General features: G+C 68.8%; 19 protein-coding genes. 12 read left to right on the top strand and 7 right to left on the bottom strand.

The window, feature by feature from the left end:
• The first annotated feature begins 173 nt into the window (after positions 1-173).
• From VF522_RS21680 to VF522_RS21695, 4 genes are read left to right on the top strand one after another with little or no spacing between them, the layout of a single operon-like run.
• Positions 174-2,075 carry a thiamine pyrophosphate-binding protein gene (locus VF522_RS21680; protein WP_330910401.1) on the top strand — a complete coding sequence of 634 codons (1,902 nt, stop codon included), beginning with the start codon at positions 174-176 and terminating at the stop codon, positions 2,073-2,075.
• 10 nt (positions 2,076-2,085) lie between these two features.
• A complete protein-coding gene (locus tag VF522_RS21685) occupies positions 2,086-2,442 on the top strand; it encodes a cytochrome c (protein WP_330910402.1) in 357 nt (118 codons plus the stop codon).
• A gap of 18 nt (positions 2,443-2,460) precedes the next feature.
• Entirely contained in the window at positions 2,461-2,925 is a 465-nt protein-coding gene (locus tag VF522_RS21690) for a (2Fe-2S)-binding protein (protein ID WP_330910403.1), read from the top strand.
• A gap of 11 nt (positions 2,926-2,936) precedes the next feature.
• A complete protein-coding gene (locus VF522_RS21695) occupies positions 2,937-5,216 on the top strand; it encodes a xanthine dehydrogenase family protein molybdopterin-binding subunit (protein WP_330910404.1) in 2,280 nt (759 codons plus the stop codon).
• Here VF522_RS21695 and VF522_RS21700 read toward each other — a convergent pair.
• Positions 5,213-5,524, bottom strand: coding sequence for a hypothetical protein (locus VF522_RS21700; RefSeq protein WP_330910405.1), 312 nt, complete (start codon positions 5,522-5,524; stop codon positions 5,213-5,215). The two genes, VF522_RS21695 and VF522_RS21700, sit on opposite strands and share 4 nt — an antisense overlap.
• A 267-nt stretch (positions 5,525-5,791) precedes the next feature.
• On the opposite strand from VF522_RS21700, the gene VF522_RS21705 reads away from it, so the two are divergent.
• The 4 genes from VF522_RS21705 (at position 5,792) to VF522_RS21720 (ending at position 8,530) form a co-directional block, all read left to right on the top strand.
• Positions 5,792-6,043 carry a helix-turn-helix domain-containing protein gene (locus VF522_RS21705; protein WP_330910406.1) on the top strand — a complete coding sequence of 84 codons (252 nt, stop codon included), beginning with the start codon at positions 5,792-5,794 and terminating at the stop codon, positions 6,041-6,043.
• A gap of 2 nt (positions 6,044-6,045) precedes the next feature.
• Complete coding sequence (locus VF522_RS21710) at positions 6,046-7,386, top strand: type II toxin-antitoxin system HipA family toxin (protein WP_330910407.1); 1,341 nt, start codon at positions 6,046-6,048, stop codon at positions 7,384-7,386.
• Between the two features lie 115 nt (positions 7,387-7,501).
• On the top strand, positions 7,502-8,074 hold the full coding sequence (locus tag VF522_RS21715) for a DUF937 domain-containing protein (protein ID WP_330910408.1): 573 nt from the start codon (positions 7,502-7,504) through the stop codon (positions 8,072-8,074).
• 201 nt (positions 8,075-8,275) lie between these two features.
• Positions 8,276-8,530, top strand: a complete 255-nt coding sequence (locus VF522_RS21720) for a hypothetical protein (protein ID WP_330910409.1) — start codon at positions 8,276-8,278, stop codon at positions 8,528-8,530.
• Positions 8,531-8,535: 5 nt separating this feature from the next.
• On the opposite strand, the gene VF522_RS21725 is transcribed toward VF522_RS21720, so the two are convergent.
• The 5 genes from VF522_RS21725 to VF522_RS21745 form a co-directional block, all read right to left on the bottom strand.
• Positions 8,536-8,913 (bottom strand): VOC family protein, encoded by a 378-nt coding sequence (locus VF522_RS21725; protein WP_330910410.1) that lies wholly within the window; start codon positions 8,911-8,913, stop codon positions 8,536-8,538.
• Positions 8,914-8,929: 16 nt separating this feature from the next.
• Positions 8,930-9,283 (bottom strand): DUF1428 domain-containing protein, encoded by a 354-nt coding sequence (locus VF522_RS21730; RefSeq protein ID WP_330910411.1) that lies wholly within the window; start codon positions 9,281-9,283, stop codon positions 8,930-8,932.
• Between the two features lie 115 nt (positions 9,284-9,398).
• A complete protein-coding gene (locus VF522_RS21735) occupies positions 9,399-11,045 on the bottom strand; it encodes a methyl-accepting chemotaxis protein (RefSeq protein ID WP_330910412.1) in 1,647 nt (548 codons plus the stop codon).
• Between the two features lie 126 nt (positions 11,046-11,171).
• Positions 11,172-11,813 carry a response regulator transcription factor gene (locus tag VF522_RS21740; RefSeq protein WP_330910413.1) on the bottom strand — a complete coding sequence of 214 codons (642 nt, stop codon included), beginning with the start codon at positions 11,811-11,813 and terminating at the stop codon, positions 11,172-11,174.
• Positions 11,814-13,484: an ATP-binding protein gene (locus VF522_RS21745; RefSeq protein WP_330910414.1), complete on the bottom strand. Its 1,671-nt coding sequence runs from the start codon at positions 13,482-13,484 to the stop codon at positions 11,814-11,816. It lies immediately after the preceding gene.
• Positions 13,485-13,951: 467 nt separating this feature from the next.
• On the opposite strand from VF522_RS21745, the gene VF522_RS21750 reads away from it, so the two are divergent.
• The 4 genes from VF522_RS21750 (at position 13,952) to VF522_RS21765 (ending at position 16,032) form a co-directional block, all read left to right on the top strand.
• Entirely contained in the window at positions 13,952-14,533 is a 582-nt protein-coding gene (locus tag VF522_RS21750; RefSeq protein ID WP_330910415.1) for an NnrU family protein, read from the top strand.
• A 168-nt stretch (positions 14,534-14,701) separates the two neighbouring features.
• Positions 14,702-14,851, top strand: a complete 150-nt coding sequence (locus VF522_RS21755; protein WP_330910416.1) for a hypothetical protein — start codon at positions 14,702-14,704, stop codon at positions 14,849-14,851.
• A gap of 113 nt (positions 14,852-14,964) precedes the next feature.
• Positions 14,965-15,756, top strand: a complete 792-nt coding sequence (locus VF522_RS21760; protein WP_330910417.1) for an SDR family NAD(P)-dependent oxidoreductase — start codon at positions 14,965-14,967, stop codon at positions 15,754-15,756.
• Positions 15,757-15,783: 27 nt separating this feature from the next.
• Complete coding sequence (locus VF522_RS21765) at positions 15,784-16,032, top strand: hypothetical protein (RefSeq protein ID WP_330910418.1); 249 nt, start codon at positions 15,784-15,786, stop codon at positions 16,030-16,032.
• Between the two features lie 117 nt (positions 16,033-16,149).
• On the opposite strand, the gene VF522_RS21770 is transcribed toward VF522_RS21765, so the two are convergent.
• Complete coding sequence (locus VF522_RS21770; protein ID WP_330910419.1) at positions 16,150-16,371, bottom strand: hypothetical protein; 222 nt, start codon at positions 16,369-16,371, stop codon at positions 16,150-16,152.
• Positions 16,372-16,452 lie beyond the last annotated feature (81 nt).

Raw genomic sequence — 16,452 nt, forward strand, 5'->3', positions numbered from 1 at the left:
TTCACCACGGCCTCGGCGCCGGTCTGGCCTGCGGAAAACACCACCGCTTCGCGTTTGCACTTTTGACACCCGCGCGCGCGTATGTTGGAATCACCCCTTGGTTCCGCATAGGGAACCATGTTCCGGGGAACGGAACAACAAGCCCGCGGCGTCACGAAACGAGCAGGAGACAAATGCACGACCCCGACGAACCCGCCGGCCTGGGCCGGCGCGCCTTCCTGCGCGGCACCGCCGCGGCCACCGGCGCCCTGGCGGCCGCCGGCGTAGCCACCGCGCAGGCGCAAGCGCCCGCCCCCGAGGCGAAGCCGGCGGGAGGAGGCGGCGGCGAAAAACGCCCCAAACTCATCCCCCGCCCCGGCTCCGACTTCATGGTCGACGTCATCAAGTCCCTCGACGTCGACTACATCGCGGCCAACCCGGGCTCCAGCTTCCGCAGCCTGCACGAGTCCATCGTCAACTACGGCGGCAACAGGAAGCCGGAACTCATCACCTGCCTGCACGAGGAAACTTCGGTGGCCATCGCGCATGGCTACGCCAAGGCGGCGGGCAAGCCGATGGCGGTGATGGTGCACGGCACCGTGGGCTTGCAGCATGCGTCCATGGCGGTCTACAACGCCTGGTGCGATCGCGTGCCGGTGCTCATGTTCGCCGGCAACGGCCTCGACGCCGCCAAGCGCCGGCCAGGCACGGAGTGGTACCACTCGGTGCAGGACGCCGCCGCCATGGTGCGCGACTACACGAAGTGGGACGACCAGCCGATGTCGCTGCAGCACTTCGCCGAGTCGGCGGTGCGCGCCAGCCGCATCGCCAACACCGCGCCGCGCGCGCCGGTGCTGGTGATGGCCGACATGGAGTTGCAGGAAAGCCCCATCCCGCACGAACAGTCCCTGAAGATTCCGGCGCTGTCGCCCGCGGTGCCGGCGCAGGCCGACTCGCAGGCGCTGGCCGAGGCGGCGCGCATGCTGGTGCAGGCCAGCGCGCCGGTGATCATCGTCGAGCGCACCGCGCGCGACCAGGAAGGCGTGCGCCGGCTGGTGAAGTTCGCCGAGGCGCTGAACGCGCCCGTCATCGACCTCGGCGCGCGCATGAACTTCCCCAACACGCACTACCTGAACCAGACCGACCTGCGCGGCGAGCTGGTGCGCTCGGCCGACGTGGTGCTGATGCTGGACGTGGCCGACCCGTGGGGGCAGCTCAATACGGTGACCGACCCGTTCCACGAGTACCGGCGCACCGCGAAGGAAGACGTCAAGACCATCACGCTGTCGTTCGGCGACGTGATCAAGTCCAACTACCAGGACTTCCAGCGCTTCCAGCCGGTGACGCTGTCGATCAGCGGCGACACGCAGTCCAGCCTGCCGGAGTTCACGGAGCTGGTGCAGCGCGCGACCGATCCGGCACGGCGCGCGGCGCTCGCGCAGCGCAGCGACAAGCTGCGCGCGGACTTCCAGCGCATGGTGCAGCGCGCCCGCAACGACGCCGCCGTCGGTTGGGATGCCGCTCCCGTCACCACCGCGCGGCTGGCCGCCGAAACCTACGAGGCGATCAAGGCCGAGCCGTGGTCGCTGGTCGTGAGCGACCGCATCCCCTGGGCGCGGCGCCTGTGGCCCACCACCGAGTTCCACCAGATGCTGGGCGGCTCGGGCGGGGCCGGCGTCGGCTATTCGCTGCCGGGCGCCGTCGGCGCGGCGCTGGCCAACAAGGCCAAGGGCCTGCTGTCGGTGACCTTCCAGCCCGATGGCGACGCGCTCTACGCGCCGGGCGCGCTGTGGACCGCTGCGCACCACAAGATCCCGCTGCTGATGGTGATGCACAACAACCGCGGCTACTACCAGGAGGTGATGCACCTGCAGCGCATGGCCTCGCTGCACGGCCGCCGCACCGACAACGCGCTGGTCGGCAACGAGATCGACCGGCCCGCCATCGACTTCGCCAAGCTGGCGCAAGCGCACGGCGTGTGGGCCGAAGGGCCGGTCACGGATCCGAAGGCGCTGGGCGGCGCCATCCGCCGCGCGCTCGCGGTGGTGAAGAGCGGCGCACCCGCTCTGGTCGACGTCGTGTGCCAGGCCCGCTGAAGGAGGACGCATGAAGCAATCGCTCGTCGCGGCGCTCGCGCTGCTGCTGCAGGCCGGCGCGTTCGCCGCCGATCCCACCGCTCCCGCCGGCTCCGTGGAGCGCGGCAAGGAGCTGTACCTGAAGAACGTGTGCTACAGCTGCCACGGCACCGTCGGCCAGGGCGGGGACCGCGGCGCCGGGCCGAAGATCGCGCCCGATCCCTTCCCCTACGTGGCGTTCGAGATGCAGCTGCGCACGCCGCGCGGGAACATGCCGCGCTATCCCGAAGCTTTCGTCAGCCGACAGGACATGGCGGACATCTACGCCTACATCGCCTCGATCCAGGCCGGCCCCAAGGCGGACAGCCTGCCGTTGCCCAAGCGCTGAAGTCCCACGGAGGAACGCATGCCGCAAGTGAAGTTCAAGGTCGACGGCAAGCCCGTCAACGTGGACGCCGCTCCCGAGATGCCGCTGCTGTATGCGCTGCGCGGCGACCTGGGCCTGGCCAACCCGAAGTTCGGCTGCGGGCTCGCGCAGTGCGGCGCCTGCACCGTGCACCTGGAAGGCCAGCCGGCGCGCTCGTGCGTGCTGCCGGTCAGCGCGGTCGCGGGGCGCGAGGTCACCACGATCGCCGGATTGGGCACGCCGGAGAAGCCGCACCCGCTGCAGGCCGCGTGGCTTGCGGAACAGGTGCCGCAATGCGGCTACTGCACCAGCGGCTGGATGATGACGGCCGCGGCCCTGCTCAAGACCAACCCGAAGGCGAGCGACGCGGAGATCCGCGACGCGCTCACCGGCTTGAAGTGCCGCTGCGGCACGCACATGGCGATCCTGCGCGCGATCAAGCGGGCGCAGGCGCAACTGGCATGAAGGAGCCCTCCATGCAAGACGAAGGCTTCCTGTCGCTGCAGCGGCGCGAGCTGCTGCAGGCCGCCGGCGCGCTGGTGGTGTCGGCGCTGGCTCCCGCTTCCGCACTCGCGCAAGCGAGTGCGAGTGCGACCTCCAAGCCGCCGCTGGCTCCGGAGGAGCTCGATTCCTGGGTGGCGATCCTGCCGGACGGCCGCGTCAACGCCTACTACGGCAAGGTGGACCTGGGCCAGGGCCTCGAGGTCGCGATCGCGCAGATCGTCGCCGAGGAACTGGACGTCGCGGTGGACCGCGTGCAGGTCGTCATGGGCGACAGCGCCACCTCGATCAACCAGGGCGGCGCTTCCAGCGCGCTGGGCATCCAGGCGGGCGCCAGGCCGCTGCGAAACGCGGCGGCCGAAGCGCGCCGCCTGCTGCTGGAGATGGCATCGGCGCAACTGGGCGTGCCGGTGGCCGGCCTCTCAGTAAGCGATGGCGTGGTGTCGGTGCGGGCCGATCCGGCGCGCCAGGTCCGCTACACCGAGCTGATCGGCGGCCGCTACTTCCACTCGAAGGTCGAATGGAACAAGCGGAAGGGCAACCAGCTGAACGTGACCGGCAAGGCCAAGCCCAAGTCGCCTTCGGAATACAAGATCGTCGGGCAGCCGCTGCCGCGCCGCGACGTCGCCTGGAAGGTGTTCGGCAACGGCACCTACGTAAGCGACATCCGCGTGCCCGGCATGCTGCACGCGCGGGTGATCCGGCCGACGCGCGCCGGCGCCGTGCCGCAGCAGGTGGATGCGGGGTCGATCGCGCGCATTCGCGGCGCCCGCGTGGTGCAGGAGAAGAACTTCCTGGCGGTGGTGGCGGACCACGAGTGGGACGCGGTGCGCGCCGCACGCGCGCTCAAGATGCAATGGAGCGCGGTGCCGCAGCCCTTTCCCGGCCACGACGGCGTGCACGCGCACCTGCGCAAGGCGACTGTGGAAAAACGCGAGGACGAAGTGAAGAAGGGCGACATCGCGCCCGCCTTCGCCGGTGCCGCCCGCGTGGTCGAGGCCGAGTACGAGTGGCCGTTCCAGTCGCATGCCAGCATGGGGCCGGGCTGCGCGATCGTCGATGCGAAGCCTGGCGAGGCGCGGCTGTGGACCGGCACGCAGAAGCCGCACTACGCGCGAGACGGCGTGGCGAAGATGCTGGGCCTGCCGCCGAAGAAGGTGCACGCGACCTGGGTGCTGGGCCCGGGCTCCTATGGCCGCAACGATGCCGGCGATGCCGCCATCGACGCCGCGCTGCTGTCCAAGCTCACCGGCCGGCCGGTGCGCGTGCAGTACATGCGCCACGACGCCACCGGCTGGGACCCGAAGGCGCCGGCCTCGGTGCATCGCGCGCGCGCCGCGCTCGACGCGTCGGGCCAGGTGGTCGGCTACGAGTTCGTCTCGCGCGGCTTTTCGCGCGCCAACATCGAGAGCAACGAATCCGATCCCAGCCACAGCCTGGCGGGCATGGAACTGGGCCTGCCGCTCAAGCCCGAGGCCAACTTCGGCGTGCCGGCGGAGAGCTATGGCTTCGCCGGCAAGCTGCTCGGATGGGAGACAGTGCCCGCGCTGCTGGAACGCGGCTCGCCGCTGCGCACCTCGCACATGCGCGACCCGGTCGGCCTGCAGATCCAGTTCGCGAGCGAACAGTTCATCGACGAACTGGCGCATGCGGCGGGCGAGGACCCGGTGGCGTTTCGCCTGAAGTACCTGACGGCGCCGCGCGACCGCGAGGTGGTCAAGGCCGCCGCCGAGAAAGCGGGATGGCAAGCGCGGCCCGCGCAGCGTGCGCGCACCGGCGACGTGCTCTCCGGCCGCGGCATCGCGTATGCGCAGCGCGCCGGCACGGTGGTCGCCGTGGTGGCGGAAGTCGAAGTGGACCGCCGCAGTGGCCGCGTGTGGGCGCGCCGGATGACCGTGGCGCACGACTGCGGGCTGGTGGTCAACCCGGCCGGCCTGAAGCAGACGATCGAATGCGGCCTGGTGCAGGGCATCTCGCGCACGCTACTGGAGGAGGTGCGCTTCGACCGCGAGCAAGTCACCAGCGTCGACTGGCTCACTTATCCGATCCTGGACATCAAGGATGCGCCGGAGACGATCGACGTGGTGCTGCTGGATCGGATCGACGTGGCGCCGACGGGAGCCGGCGAGGCCACGCCGCGCGTGGTGCCGGCGGCGATCGCCAATGCCTTCTTCGACGCCACCGGCGTGCGGCTGCGCCGCGCGCCGCTGACGCCGGAGCGGGTGAAGGCGGCGCTGGCGCGCCTGAGCGCCTAGCGGCCCGACACCTTCTTGATGGCCATGGCCTCGCTCTGGGCCACGTCCTGCTTCGGCGCCGCCTTGTCGGCCGCGGCTTCCGGGCCGCGGCTCTTGCAGAACACCGAATGGTCCGACACCGTCATGGTGGCACCGGTGCCGAACTTATCGGGCACGGTGTCCCCGATCGGCAATGCCAGGTTCACCGGCGTGCTGGAGCCTTCGTGCAAAAGGGTGCCGTCGGCCTTGTAGACGCTGTAGCAGGTGGCTTGCGCCACCCCGGCCGACAGAAGTGCTGATGCGGCGAGGAGCCATGCTTTCGGGGTCATCGTTCTTTCTCCTGAACGCAGGAGGATTCCGGGGCGCCGCGCGGGCGTCAAGGAAGGGGTCGCGCAAAAGACACGCCGGGGGGGACGAACAGCGCGTTGGGGATGACGGGCGGTCGCCGTCGGAGTCCGCCCACTCATGCATCGAGGCGGCTCGGCGAGCCGGGCCATATTCCAATACCGAGTATTCCGCATTTACTCCTTTGGCTGTTATTTGACGTTTATCAGCTATGCGCGTAAGCTGCGGATACAACGTATTCGAGTAACCCCATGCGGAACGAAACCCCTGTCCTCACCGCCGGCAGCCTGGGCCGGGTGCTGCAGTCCGCCCGCAAGGCGCAAGGCCTGAACCAGACGCAGCTGGCCGCCCGTGTCGGCGTGAGCCAGGCGCGGCTGTCCGCGCTCGAGCGCGAGCCGGGCACCCTCAGCGTCGACCAGCTGCTGGCCATCTGCTCCAGCCTCGGCCTGCAACTGAGCATCGCCTCCAGGGATTCGGCGACCCCTCCGGCGACCGACTGGTAGGCATGGGACGCGCATCGCACGCCCGGGCGCTGTCCTTGTGGAGCAACGGCCACCGGGTGGGGAGCTGGCGCATCCCCGCGCGGGGCGAGATGGAACTGCAGTACGAGCCGGCCTGGCGCGCCGCAGACGTGGGTCGGCCGCTCTCGCTGTCGCTGCCCTTCGACCTGGACGACCGGCCGCTCAAGGGCGCCGCCCTCGCGAACTACTTCGAGAACCTGCTTCCGGACAGCGCCGCGATCCGCAAGCGCCTCGCCCAGCGCTACGCCCGCGGTTCGACCGATGCCTTCGACCTGCTGGCGGCCATCGGCCGCGACTGCGTGGGCGCCGTGCAGCTGCTGCCCGAGGACCAGGCGCCGGAAGGCTTCGACCGCATCGAAGGCACACCGCTGTCGGACGACGACATCGCGCGCCACCTGCGCACCATGGTCACCGCGCCGGCGCGCGGCCTCGAGCCCGAGGAAGCCGACTTCCGCATTTCGCTCGCCGGGGCGCAGGAGAAGACCGCGCTGCTGCGGCACGAGGGCCGGTGGCTGCGACCGCACGGAGCCACGCCCACGACCCACATCTTCAAGCTTCCGATCGGGCTGGTGGGCCACATGCGGGCGGACTTCACCACCTCGGTCCAGAACGAGTGGCTCACGATGGAGATCGTGCGTGCCTACGGCCTGGCCGTCGCGCGCTGCGAGATGCTCGAATTCGACGGCCAGCCCGTGCTGTGCGTGGAGCGTTTCGACCGCCAGCTGCATCCTTCGGGCCAGTGGTGGATGCGCCTGCCGCAGGAGGACTTCTGCCAGGCGACCGGTCATCCGCCCGATGCGAAGTACCAGGCCGAAGGCGGCCCGGGCGTGCTGGACATCGCCAGGCTGCTGCGAGGCTCGGACCACGCCCATGCCGACATCGAAACGGTCCTGGCCTGCCAGGTGCTGTTCTGGATGCTGGCGGCCACGGACGGCCACGCCAAGAACTTCAGCATCCGCCTGCTCGCCGGCGGGCGCTTCCGCCTCACGCCCCTGTACGACATCATGTCCGTCTGGCCCATCGCCGGCGACGGCCCGAACCAGCTCTCGTGGCAGAAGGCCAAGCTGGCGATGGCCGTGATGGCGGCGAAGCCGCGCTACCGACTGCGCGAGATCGAGCGGCGCCACTTCAATGCCATGGCCGCACGCTGCGGCTACGGCGCGGACGCCGAGCCCGTGATCGGCCGGCTGCTGGAGGCGACGCCCGGGGTGATCCGGCAAGTGCGCGAGCGCCTGCCCCACGACTTCCCCGAGCGCGTGGCGACGCGCATCTTCGCGGGCCTGCAGGGCGCGGCCGAACGCCTGGCCGCCATGCCCGCGAAATAGCGGCGCGCCCCGCCGCACGGCCGGGCACTGCAACGATCCGTCACGACCACGCGGTCGCGGCGTGACTACGATGGCTCATCGGCCTCCGGCATTCGCCGGGCGGAAGGAGAACGCCATGAACATCACCGACCTGCTGTCGCAATCCGGCGGCCTGGACTCCATCGCGCGCGAGCTGGGCATCAGCCCCGGCGAGGCGTCGGCGGGCGCCGAGGCGCTGGCACCGGCCATCCTGGGTGGACTGCAGAAGCGCACGCAAGGCGAGAGCGGTGACCTGGGCGATCTGCTGTCGTCGCTCGGCGGCGGCGGGCTGCTGGACCAGGTGCTGTCGCCGGCGCCGACCGATGTCGAGGCCGGCAACGACGTGCTCGGGCAGATCTTCGGGTCGAAGGACGTGAGCCGCACCGTGGCGCAGAGCGCGGCGGGATCGAGCGGGCTGGATCCGGCCTTGTTGAAGAAGATGCTGCCGCTGCTGGCGATGGTGGTGACCGGGTTGATGTCGAAGGGCCAAGCGAGTACGGGCGGCACCGGGGGTGGACTCGGCGGGATGCTCGGGAGCGTGCTCGGTGGGGGAGGGCAGGCGGGTGGGCTCGGTGGATTGGGCGGCAGCCTGGGGCGGATGCTCGATGCGAATGGCGATGGGAACGCGCTGGATGACATCCTGCGCATGGCGGGGAAGTTGGGGCGGTAACGGCCTCGACCTACAGCGATCACCCGGTCGGCGGGTTATCATGTTTTTTCAGGCCTGCATCTCCAGGCCTCTTCTTCGCTCCCGGTTCCATCGGCGAGCACCCTTCGAATCCCCGACCGACGATGACCTGCGTTCGCACCGCTGCGTGGTGCTGCGCCGGAAGCCTTTCGCCGGTCCACTCCAAAACAAAGAGAACGACAAATGAATTCTGCTTTCCATCACTCACGCACCATCGGCAAGTACCTGATCTCGCCGCTGACCAAGGCACTCGAGAACGGCTGGTACGCCTGCTCGGTGTCGATCCGCTCCGGCTCCGGCCGGGGCACGACGGACCGCGTGGTGCGCCTCACGCGCCTGTTCCGCGACCGCATCGCAGCGGCCGACTACGCCATGGCGGAAGGGCTGCGGTGGATCGGTGTTGCACCGGCCGCTATGCCGGTGCTGCGGGGTGCCTGAGAAAGTCAGACCTCCTCGATGAGGGCCATGATGTTGCCCTCGCTGTCCTTGAACCATGCGGCCTTCGCGCCGCCCGCCGTGATCGCGCCTTGCGGGCTTCTTTCACCGGGCAGGTCGTAGTTCTCGAACACGACGCCGCGCGCTTTCAGTTTCCCGATCAGGCCGTCGACGTCGGTGACGGACCAGAAGGCCTGGCTGGCTTGCGAGGTGCCGGCGTTCGGGCTGAGGTAGAGGAAGCACGCGGTGCCGCCGGCGAATTCGTAGACCACGCCGCCGTTGCGTTCCTCCTTCGGCTTCAGGCCCACCTTGGTTTCGTAGAACTGCCGCGCCCGGGCGATGTCCCGGGCCGGGATGTACGCGTACATGGGAAAGCCGTGCAGCATCGCGCTTCTCCCGCGCTCAGGCGCTGACGATCACCTGGAAGCCGCCGAAGATCATGCGCTTGCCGTCGAAGGGCATGTCCTTCATGGCCTCCTGCATGCGCGGATCGTCCATCGCCTTCTTCATGCCCTCGTCGCGCACGGCCTTGGACGGCCAGGTGATCCAGGAGAACACCACGGTCTCGTCGTCCTTGCGCTGCACGGCCATGGGAAAGGACGTGAGCTTGCCTTCGGGCACGTCGTCGCCCCAGCACTCGACGACCGTGAGGGCGCCGTGCTCCTTGAACACCGTAGCCCCGGTTTCCGCCATGCGGCGGTAGACGTCCCGCTTGGCCGTCGGGACCGGGACCACGAATCCATCGACATAGTTCATCGCTGAGCCTCCTTGAATGGCGCGGCGGCGGAAGTGCCGCCCGCAACAGAACGACGAAGGAGGCTAGGAGGTTTCGACAGCGGGCGGGGCGCTTTGTAACGGCGGATTGCCGTGTTCAGCTCGCAGCCGGCCGCAGGCTCAGCTGCGGGCGCGGCTGGCTCGACGCCACCGCAGGCGCCGCGAAGGCCGTGGACACGACTTCCTGCAGCCGGAAGCGCGACACCATCGCCAGCAACGCGGCCGCCTGGCTCTTCATCGACTCGGTGGCGGCCGTGGCTTCCTCCACGAGCGTGGCGTTCTGCTGTACCACCTGGTCCATCTGCGCGACGGCGGTGTTGACCTGCTCGATGCCCGAGCTCTGCTCCTGGCTGGCCGCGGCAATCTCCGAGATCAAGTCGCTGACCTTCTTCACCGAACCGACGATCTCGCCCATGGTGCGGCCGGCGGCGTCCACGAGTTTCGAGCCGGCCTCGACCTTGCCCACCGAGTCGCCGATCAGGGTCTTGATCTCCTTGGCCGCGGCGGCGCTGCGTTGCGCCAGGTTGCGCACCTCGGTGGCCACCACCGCGAAGCCGCGGCCCTGGTCGCCGGCGCGCGCCGCCTCGACCGCCGCATTGAGCGCGAGGATGTTGGTCTGGAAGGCGATGCCGTCGATCACGCCGATGATGTCGGAGATCTTGCGCGAGGCGTCCGAGATCGCATTCATCGTGACCACCACCTCGCCCACCACCTCGCCGCCCTTGCGGGCCACGTCGGACGCGCCCACGGCGAGCTGGCTGGCCTGGCGCGCGTTCTCGGCGTTCTGCGTCACCGTGCTGGTGAGCTCCTCCATCTGGCTGGCGGTTTCCTCCAGCGTGCTGGCCTGCTCCTCGGTACGCTGCGAAAGCTCCACGTTGCCCTGCGCGATCTGCGTGCTGGTGTCGGACACCACGTGGGCGCCGACGGCCACTTCGCCCACCATGGCGCGCAGGTTGTCGGCCATCTGCTTCATCGCGCGGATCATGCTGTCGCGGTCGTTCGGCTGGATGCTGACTTCCATCGCCAGGTCGCCCGCTGCGATGCGCTGCGCCACTTCCTTCGCGTAGGCCGGTTCGCCGCCCAGGTCCTTGAGCAGGTTGCGGATGATCAGCACGGCGAGGAGCACGGCCAGCGCGGTGCCCACCAGGATGACCGCGGCGAGCAGGGTGATCGCCTGCGTCATCTGGCTCTGCGAAGCGGCGGCCAGGTTGGCGCTTTCCTGGTCGGCGTGCTTCTGCGCGAGCTGCACCAGGGCTTCGATCTTTTCTTCCATCGGCCGGTCCTTGCCGCGCACGCGGGCGTCGACGACGGCGCTGGTTTCGGGCCGGTCCACCTGGAACAGGTCGAGCGCGCCGCGGTATTGCGACTGGATGTCGGTGTGCATCTTGCGTGCTTCCTCGACCGCCTGCGTCGGCAGGCCCAGCCGCGTGAAGGCCTCGTGCAGGTCCTGGAACTCCTTGGCCACGGTGTCCGAACGCTGGCGGAACGCGGCCAGGTAGCGTTCGTAGTCCTTCTGCTCGTGCCCGCGCAGCAGGATGTTCTTGAACTCCTGGATCTGCACCTTGAAGGCGACTTCGGCGGAGCGCGCCGAATCGACGGCCGAGATCAGGTTGGCATAGACCTTCTGGCCTTGCGCCGCACTTTCCTGCGCCTGCTGCAGCGCGAACACGCCGTAGGCGCCGCTGCACAGCGCCACGGCCACCAGCATGGCGGCCATGCAAAACAGCTTGGTGCCGATCTTCATTTGGGAAAACATCCTCTGGCTCCTCCGAAAACCCTTTTCCGGATGTCGATGAGGATCGGACCGGGCACCCGATCGGTCCATATGTAACTATACGTAGCCGATTTGTTCACGGCCCGCGGACTGCGCCTAGAGCTTGTTGGAAGCGAAGGCGATCAGTTCGGCCGCCGTGCGCAGGCCGAGCTTCTTCTTGATGGTGGCGCGGTGCACGTCGATCGTGCGCACGCTGCAATCGAGCGCCGCGGCGATCTGCTTGGTGGTGCGGCCGCTGCGCAGGAATTCCAGGATCTGCAGTTCGCGCGGCGTGAGCCGCGCCTGCGTCGTCTCTTCGCCGGTGGCGCGCTGCTGCTCGCGTTCGTGCACGCGCGCCTGCAGCTTTTCGCTGATCCAGCGGCCGCCGGCCAGCACGGCGTGGGCCGCGGACAGGATCGAGTCGTGCGCGTTTTCCTTCATCACGTAGCCCGCGGCGCCGAGCGCGAGCGCCTGCTCGCCGTAGAGCAGTTCGTCGTGCACGGTGAGGATCAGCGTGCTGCGCGGCTTCTGCGTGGAGATCACCGCCCGCACGGTGTCGAGGCCTTTCGATTCGCCGACACCCATGTCGGTGATCACCAGGTCCGGCTGCAGCAATGCGATCAGCGCCAGGCCCTCGTCCAGCGTAGCCGCGGAGCCGGCCAACGCCAGCTGAGGGCAGTTGCCGATCAGCGTCTCGAGGCCGAAGCGCACGATGGCGTGGTCGTCGATCACCAGCACGGTGGGCAGGCGTTCCGTCATTCAGGCCTCCACCCGGTCTTCGCCGCCGGCGGCATGGGCGCCGGGCTTCATCCACACCAGGTTCACGCGGCAGCCGCCTTCGGGCACGCGGCCGAAGTTGATGACGCCCTCGATCGCTTCGGCCCGGGCGCGCATCGAACGCAGGCCGACGCCGGCGTGCGCGCCGGCGCCATCGGGAAATTCGGTGCCGCGGCCGTCGTCGGAGATGCAGACCTCGTAGCCCTGCGCGTTCTCCACCAGCTTCACCAGCACGTTGCGCGCGGAGGCATGGCGCTGCGCGTTGGCCACGGCTTCCTGGATGATGCGATAGACGTGGTTGGCCACCTCCGGCGCGATCGCGTCGAAGCTGCCCGTGGCCAGCACCTCGCATTGGATGCCGTGCCAGTTGCTGGCGTCGGCCGCCAGTTGCTCCACCGCCGGGAGCAGCGCGCCGGCGTCGATGCCGGCCGGCATCAGGCCGCGCGCGCTTTCGAGCACGAGGGAGACGCCGCCGAGCGCGGACCCCACCGAGTCGTGCAGCTCGCGGCCGACGGCCGACTTCCAAGTCTCCATTTCCTGCAGCAGGAAGCGGTCGAAGTTCTGCGTCACGCGGTTGAGCGTGTCGTTGTGGTCCTGCAGGCTGCGGCTCGCCGCCTCGAAGGTGCGCGCGAAGTCGTCGGCTTCGCGGAACAACAGCGGCTGGATCTGCACGGTGCCGCCTTCGCGCAGCGCCCGCGCGCCTTCGCTCAGGTGCGCGATCGAGCGGGTGACGCGGCGGCCCAGGCGCATGGCGACCGTCAGGCCGGCGGCCAGGAGCAGCATCAACACCAGCAGCAAGGCCAGGGCGGAATGCCACACGGGCTCCAGCAGTTCGCTGCGGGGCACCTTCACGATCACGGTCCATCCCGTCGCTGCGGAGCGCTGCATCGTCATGACGTGGTCTTCGGTTTCGACGGTGGTGCGGCCGGTCGCCGCGGCACGCGTCACTTGCCCCAGCATCTCGACTCGGAGGGCGCTGCCCGCAGCGGCCGGCGCCGCACCGGTCTGCGCAACGACCCGGCCCTGCCGGTCGACGATCAGCAGCGACCGGTCGCCGTGCAGCGCGGGCGCCAGCATGCGGCCCAGATGGGCCGACTCGATCGCGGCGGCCAGGGCGTACTTCACGTGGCTGCCGTCCACCACGGGAATGCCGATGCCGACCATGTGGGCTTGCGCGTTGGGCGCGAAGAACACGTCGGAGACGGCCGGCCGGCCCATGCGGATGGACGCCAGCACGTCGACGGGCGGCGGATTCGGCCCAGGCGACACGCCGGCGGGCAGGCGGCTGTTCATCAGCTGCACGCCCGATGTGTCGAACAGCACGATGGCGTCGACCTGGGCCAGGCGCTGCTCGATCCGTGCTTCCTCGCGCAACGCGGCGAGGTCCGGCGCGCCAGCACGAAGGCCCTCGGACAGCCGCGCCAGGTGCGCCTGCACGTTGGCCACGTTGTCGTCGAGCCGGGTGGCCACGTGCTGGGCGTGGTGCTCCATCTCGGCGACCACCTGCCTGCGTTCGTGCTGGTACTGCAGGAACAGCAGCAGCACCATGACCACGAGGGCCGGGAGGAACGCCGCGAGCAGCAGGCTCAGCAGCAGCTGGCGCACCGAGGGCGTGGCCGGCCGCGAAGCGGAGAAGGGGGAGGAGGAAACCATGGAGTCGCTGCGCAGGGCGGCGGAGCCCGGGGATCGTAGACGACCGGGAAGGAAAGCTTGCAAGAACGTCAGGTGCCGGCAAGCCGGTTCGCGTCGACGTGGTCTCGCCGCCACATGCGGGGCGGCGAGAAGATTTTTTTTGACCTGATAAACCTGTGGAGCGATCCGGCACAACCCGGCCGTTATCCACACCCGCGGCGGCGGGACCAACCTTATCCAAGTTTGCAGGACAGCTCCGACGCAGGGGTGCCCACAGTCCTCCCCCGCGCGCAAGTGCCTGATGCGCAAGGGGAAAAGGCGGTTGTCCACAGCGGGGCGGGGTGCTTAGCTACTACGACTATCTTTAAACAATCAAATTCAATAAAGACATCCGGGAACCTCCGCGGGCCCCTGGCCGCCCTGTGGCTTCATGACCGAGCGTGCTTCAAGCAGAATCCGCCGCTGACACGAAAAACACGGGGGAATCGATGGCCGCGCTCGTGCTGGGGCTGGTGCTGTTCCTGGGTGTGCACTCGACGCGGATCGTCGCGGAGGGGTGGCGCACCAGCAGGATGGAGAGCTTCGGGGAGAAGGAGTACAAGCTGCTGTACTCGCTGATCTCGCTCGGCGGCTTCGCGCTGGTCGTGTGGGGCTACGGCCTGGCGCGGCAGGACCCGGTGGTGCTGTGGAATCCGCCGCCGGTGTGGATGCGGCACGTGGTGTCGCTGGCGATGCTGCCGTCCTTCGTGCTGCTGGTGGCGGCCTACGTACCGCGCAACGAGATCAAGGCGAAGCTGCGCCATCCGATGATCCTCGGCGTGAAGGTCTGGGCGCTGGCGCACCTGGTCGTCAACAACACGCTGGCCGACGTGGTCCTGTTCGGCAGCTTCCTGCTGTGGGCGGTGCTGGATTTCTGGTCGGTGCGCCGGCGCGAGCGGACGCTGGCCACCCGCATCACGGGTGAGCGAAGCAGGACGGTGATCGCGGTGGGGGTGGGCGTGGCGGCCTGGGCGGTGTTCGCGTTCTGGGCGCACCGGGTGCTGATCGGGGTGAGTCCGCTGGGGGTTTGAGGGGAGAGGGAGGAAGACAGGTTGCCGGGCCGGACTGCGCAGGCCTACGATGGCTGCCCTTTTCCACGAGGAGTGCGCCATGGACTCATTGCCTGCCGTGTCCCACGTTTCGCTGGGCACCAACGACTTCCCCCGCGCCAAGCGCTTCTACGACGCCGTGCTGAGCAGGTGCAGGCTTTCCACAAGAAGGCGCTCGAACTGGGTGCGGAGGACGACGGCAAGCCGGGATTGCGCAAGGAGTACTCGGACAACTATTACGCGGCCTTCGTGCGCGATCCGGATGGCAACAAGATCGAAGCGATGTGCTGGGTGAAGTGATGAGCTAGGCGTTCGGGGCGGGAGGAACAGCCCCACAGGAAGTCAGGACCTGTCCGACAGGCGCGGCGCCGTGCGCTTCCCAGAATGGAAGTTCACCAGCACGGAGCAACACAATGGATGAACCAAACGCGCCGCGTCCGCTGGCCGTGGTGACGGGAGCGTCGTCGGGCATCGGCTACAACCTGGCGAAGATCGCGGCGGAGCACGGCTACGACCTGATCGTGGCGGCGGACACGCCGCTGGTGGAAGCCGTGATGGATTTCGAGTCGCTGGGCGCGAAGGTGCAGGCCGTGCAGTGCGACCTGGCCACCACCGACGGCGTGATGCACCTGATCCAGGCGATCGGCGATCGCGAGGTCGATGCGCTGATGGCCAACGCGGGCCACGGCCTGGGCGGGTCCTTCCTTGCGCAGGACATGACGGACATCCTGCACGTGATCAACACCAACATCACGGGCACGGTGCACCTGATCCAGCACGTGGCGCGCAGCATGGTGGCGCGGGCCCGCGGGCGGATCCTGATCACCGGATCGATCGCCGGCTTCGAGCCGGGGAGCTTCCAGGCCGTCTACAACGGCACCAAGGCCTTCGTCGATTCCTTCGCCCACGCGCTGCGCAACGAGCTGAAGGGCACCGAGGTGACGGTGAGCCTGCTGATGCCGGGCGTGACGGACACCGAGTTCTTCGTTCGCGCCGACATGCTGGACACCAAGGTGAACACCGGCAAGAAAGCCGATCCCGCTGCCGTGGCGCGGCTGGGCTTCAAGGCGATGGTGAAGGGCGAGGCCGACGTGGTGGCCGGCCTGAAGAACAAGCTCGAAGTGGCCCTCAGCAAGGTGCTGCCGGCCCAGGCGGTGGCGCAGATGCACCGCAAGCAGGTCGAGCCGGGCACCGGCAAGAAATGATTTCCCGCATTCGAAAGGATGCAGACGATGACGCACCGTTACAAGAGTTCCCCCGAGGACAAGCAGACCGGCATGTCGGGCAAGGTGGAGAACGACAGCAACAAGCAGGGCAACGCAGCCCCGACGCAGAAGAACGAAGGCCGCCGCACGCCGCAAAGCCGCCACGATCGCGAAGACCACATCGGAGGCAGTTCGAACCAGAACCAGGTGCGCACGGGCCGCGCAGGGCAGGGGGAACGGGGTGGGCCGAACACCCGGACGGGCAACAAGCCCTGACTCGTTTGTCGTCCGGGCTCGACCCGGGACCCATGGATTGCGGGGCAAGCCCGCAATGACAAGCTTTTGCAGGTCGGCGGTGAGCGGCGAAGCCCGAACCCCGACGCTTCAGGCGGGCTAGTCCCGCAATTCCGGCGCCTGCAGGTCGCTGAACTCGAAGCAGCAGCACCCCAGCCCCAGTGCGCACCCTTGCGGCCGCCAGCGGCCGTCTTCGAGCTTCACGAAGAATTGCTGGCCGGCGAGCAGCCGGCGCAGGACAGGATCGAAGCTGTGCACCGCTTGCGGCAGCAAGGCGGCAACGACGACGTTACCGGGAACGAAAGTGTCGGCTGTGGCCATGATGAATCCCCACGAAGCTCCACTCCGCCACAACGGAAGGCGAGGGCTCGCGGTGACTAGAACTTTCCCGTAGTCCCTCGT

It is taken from the genome of Ramlibacter sp. (assembly GCF_036383835.1).
GTDB lineage: Bacteria > Pseudomonadota > Gammaproteobacteria > Burkholderiales > Burkholderiaceae_C > Ramlibacter.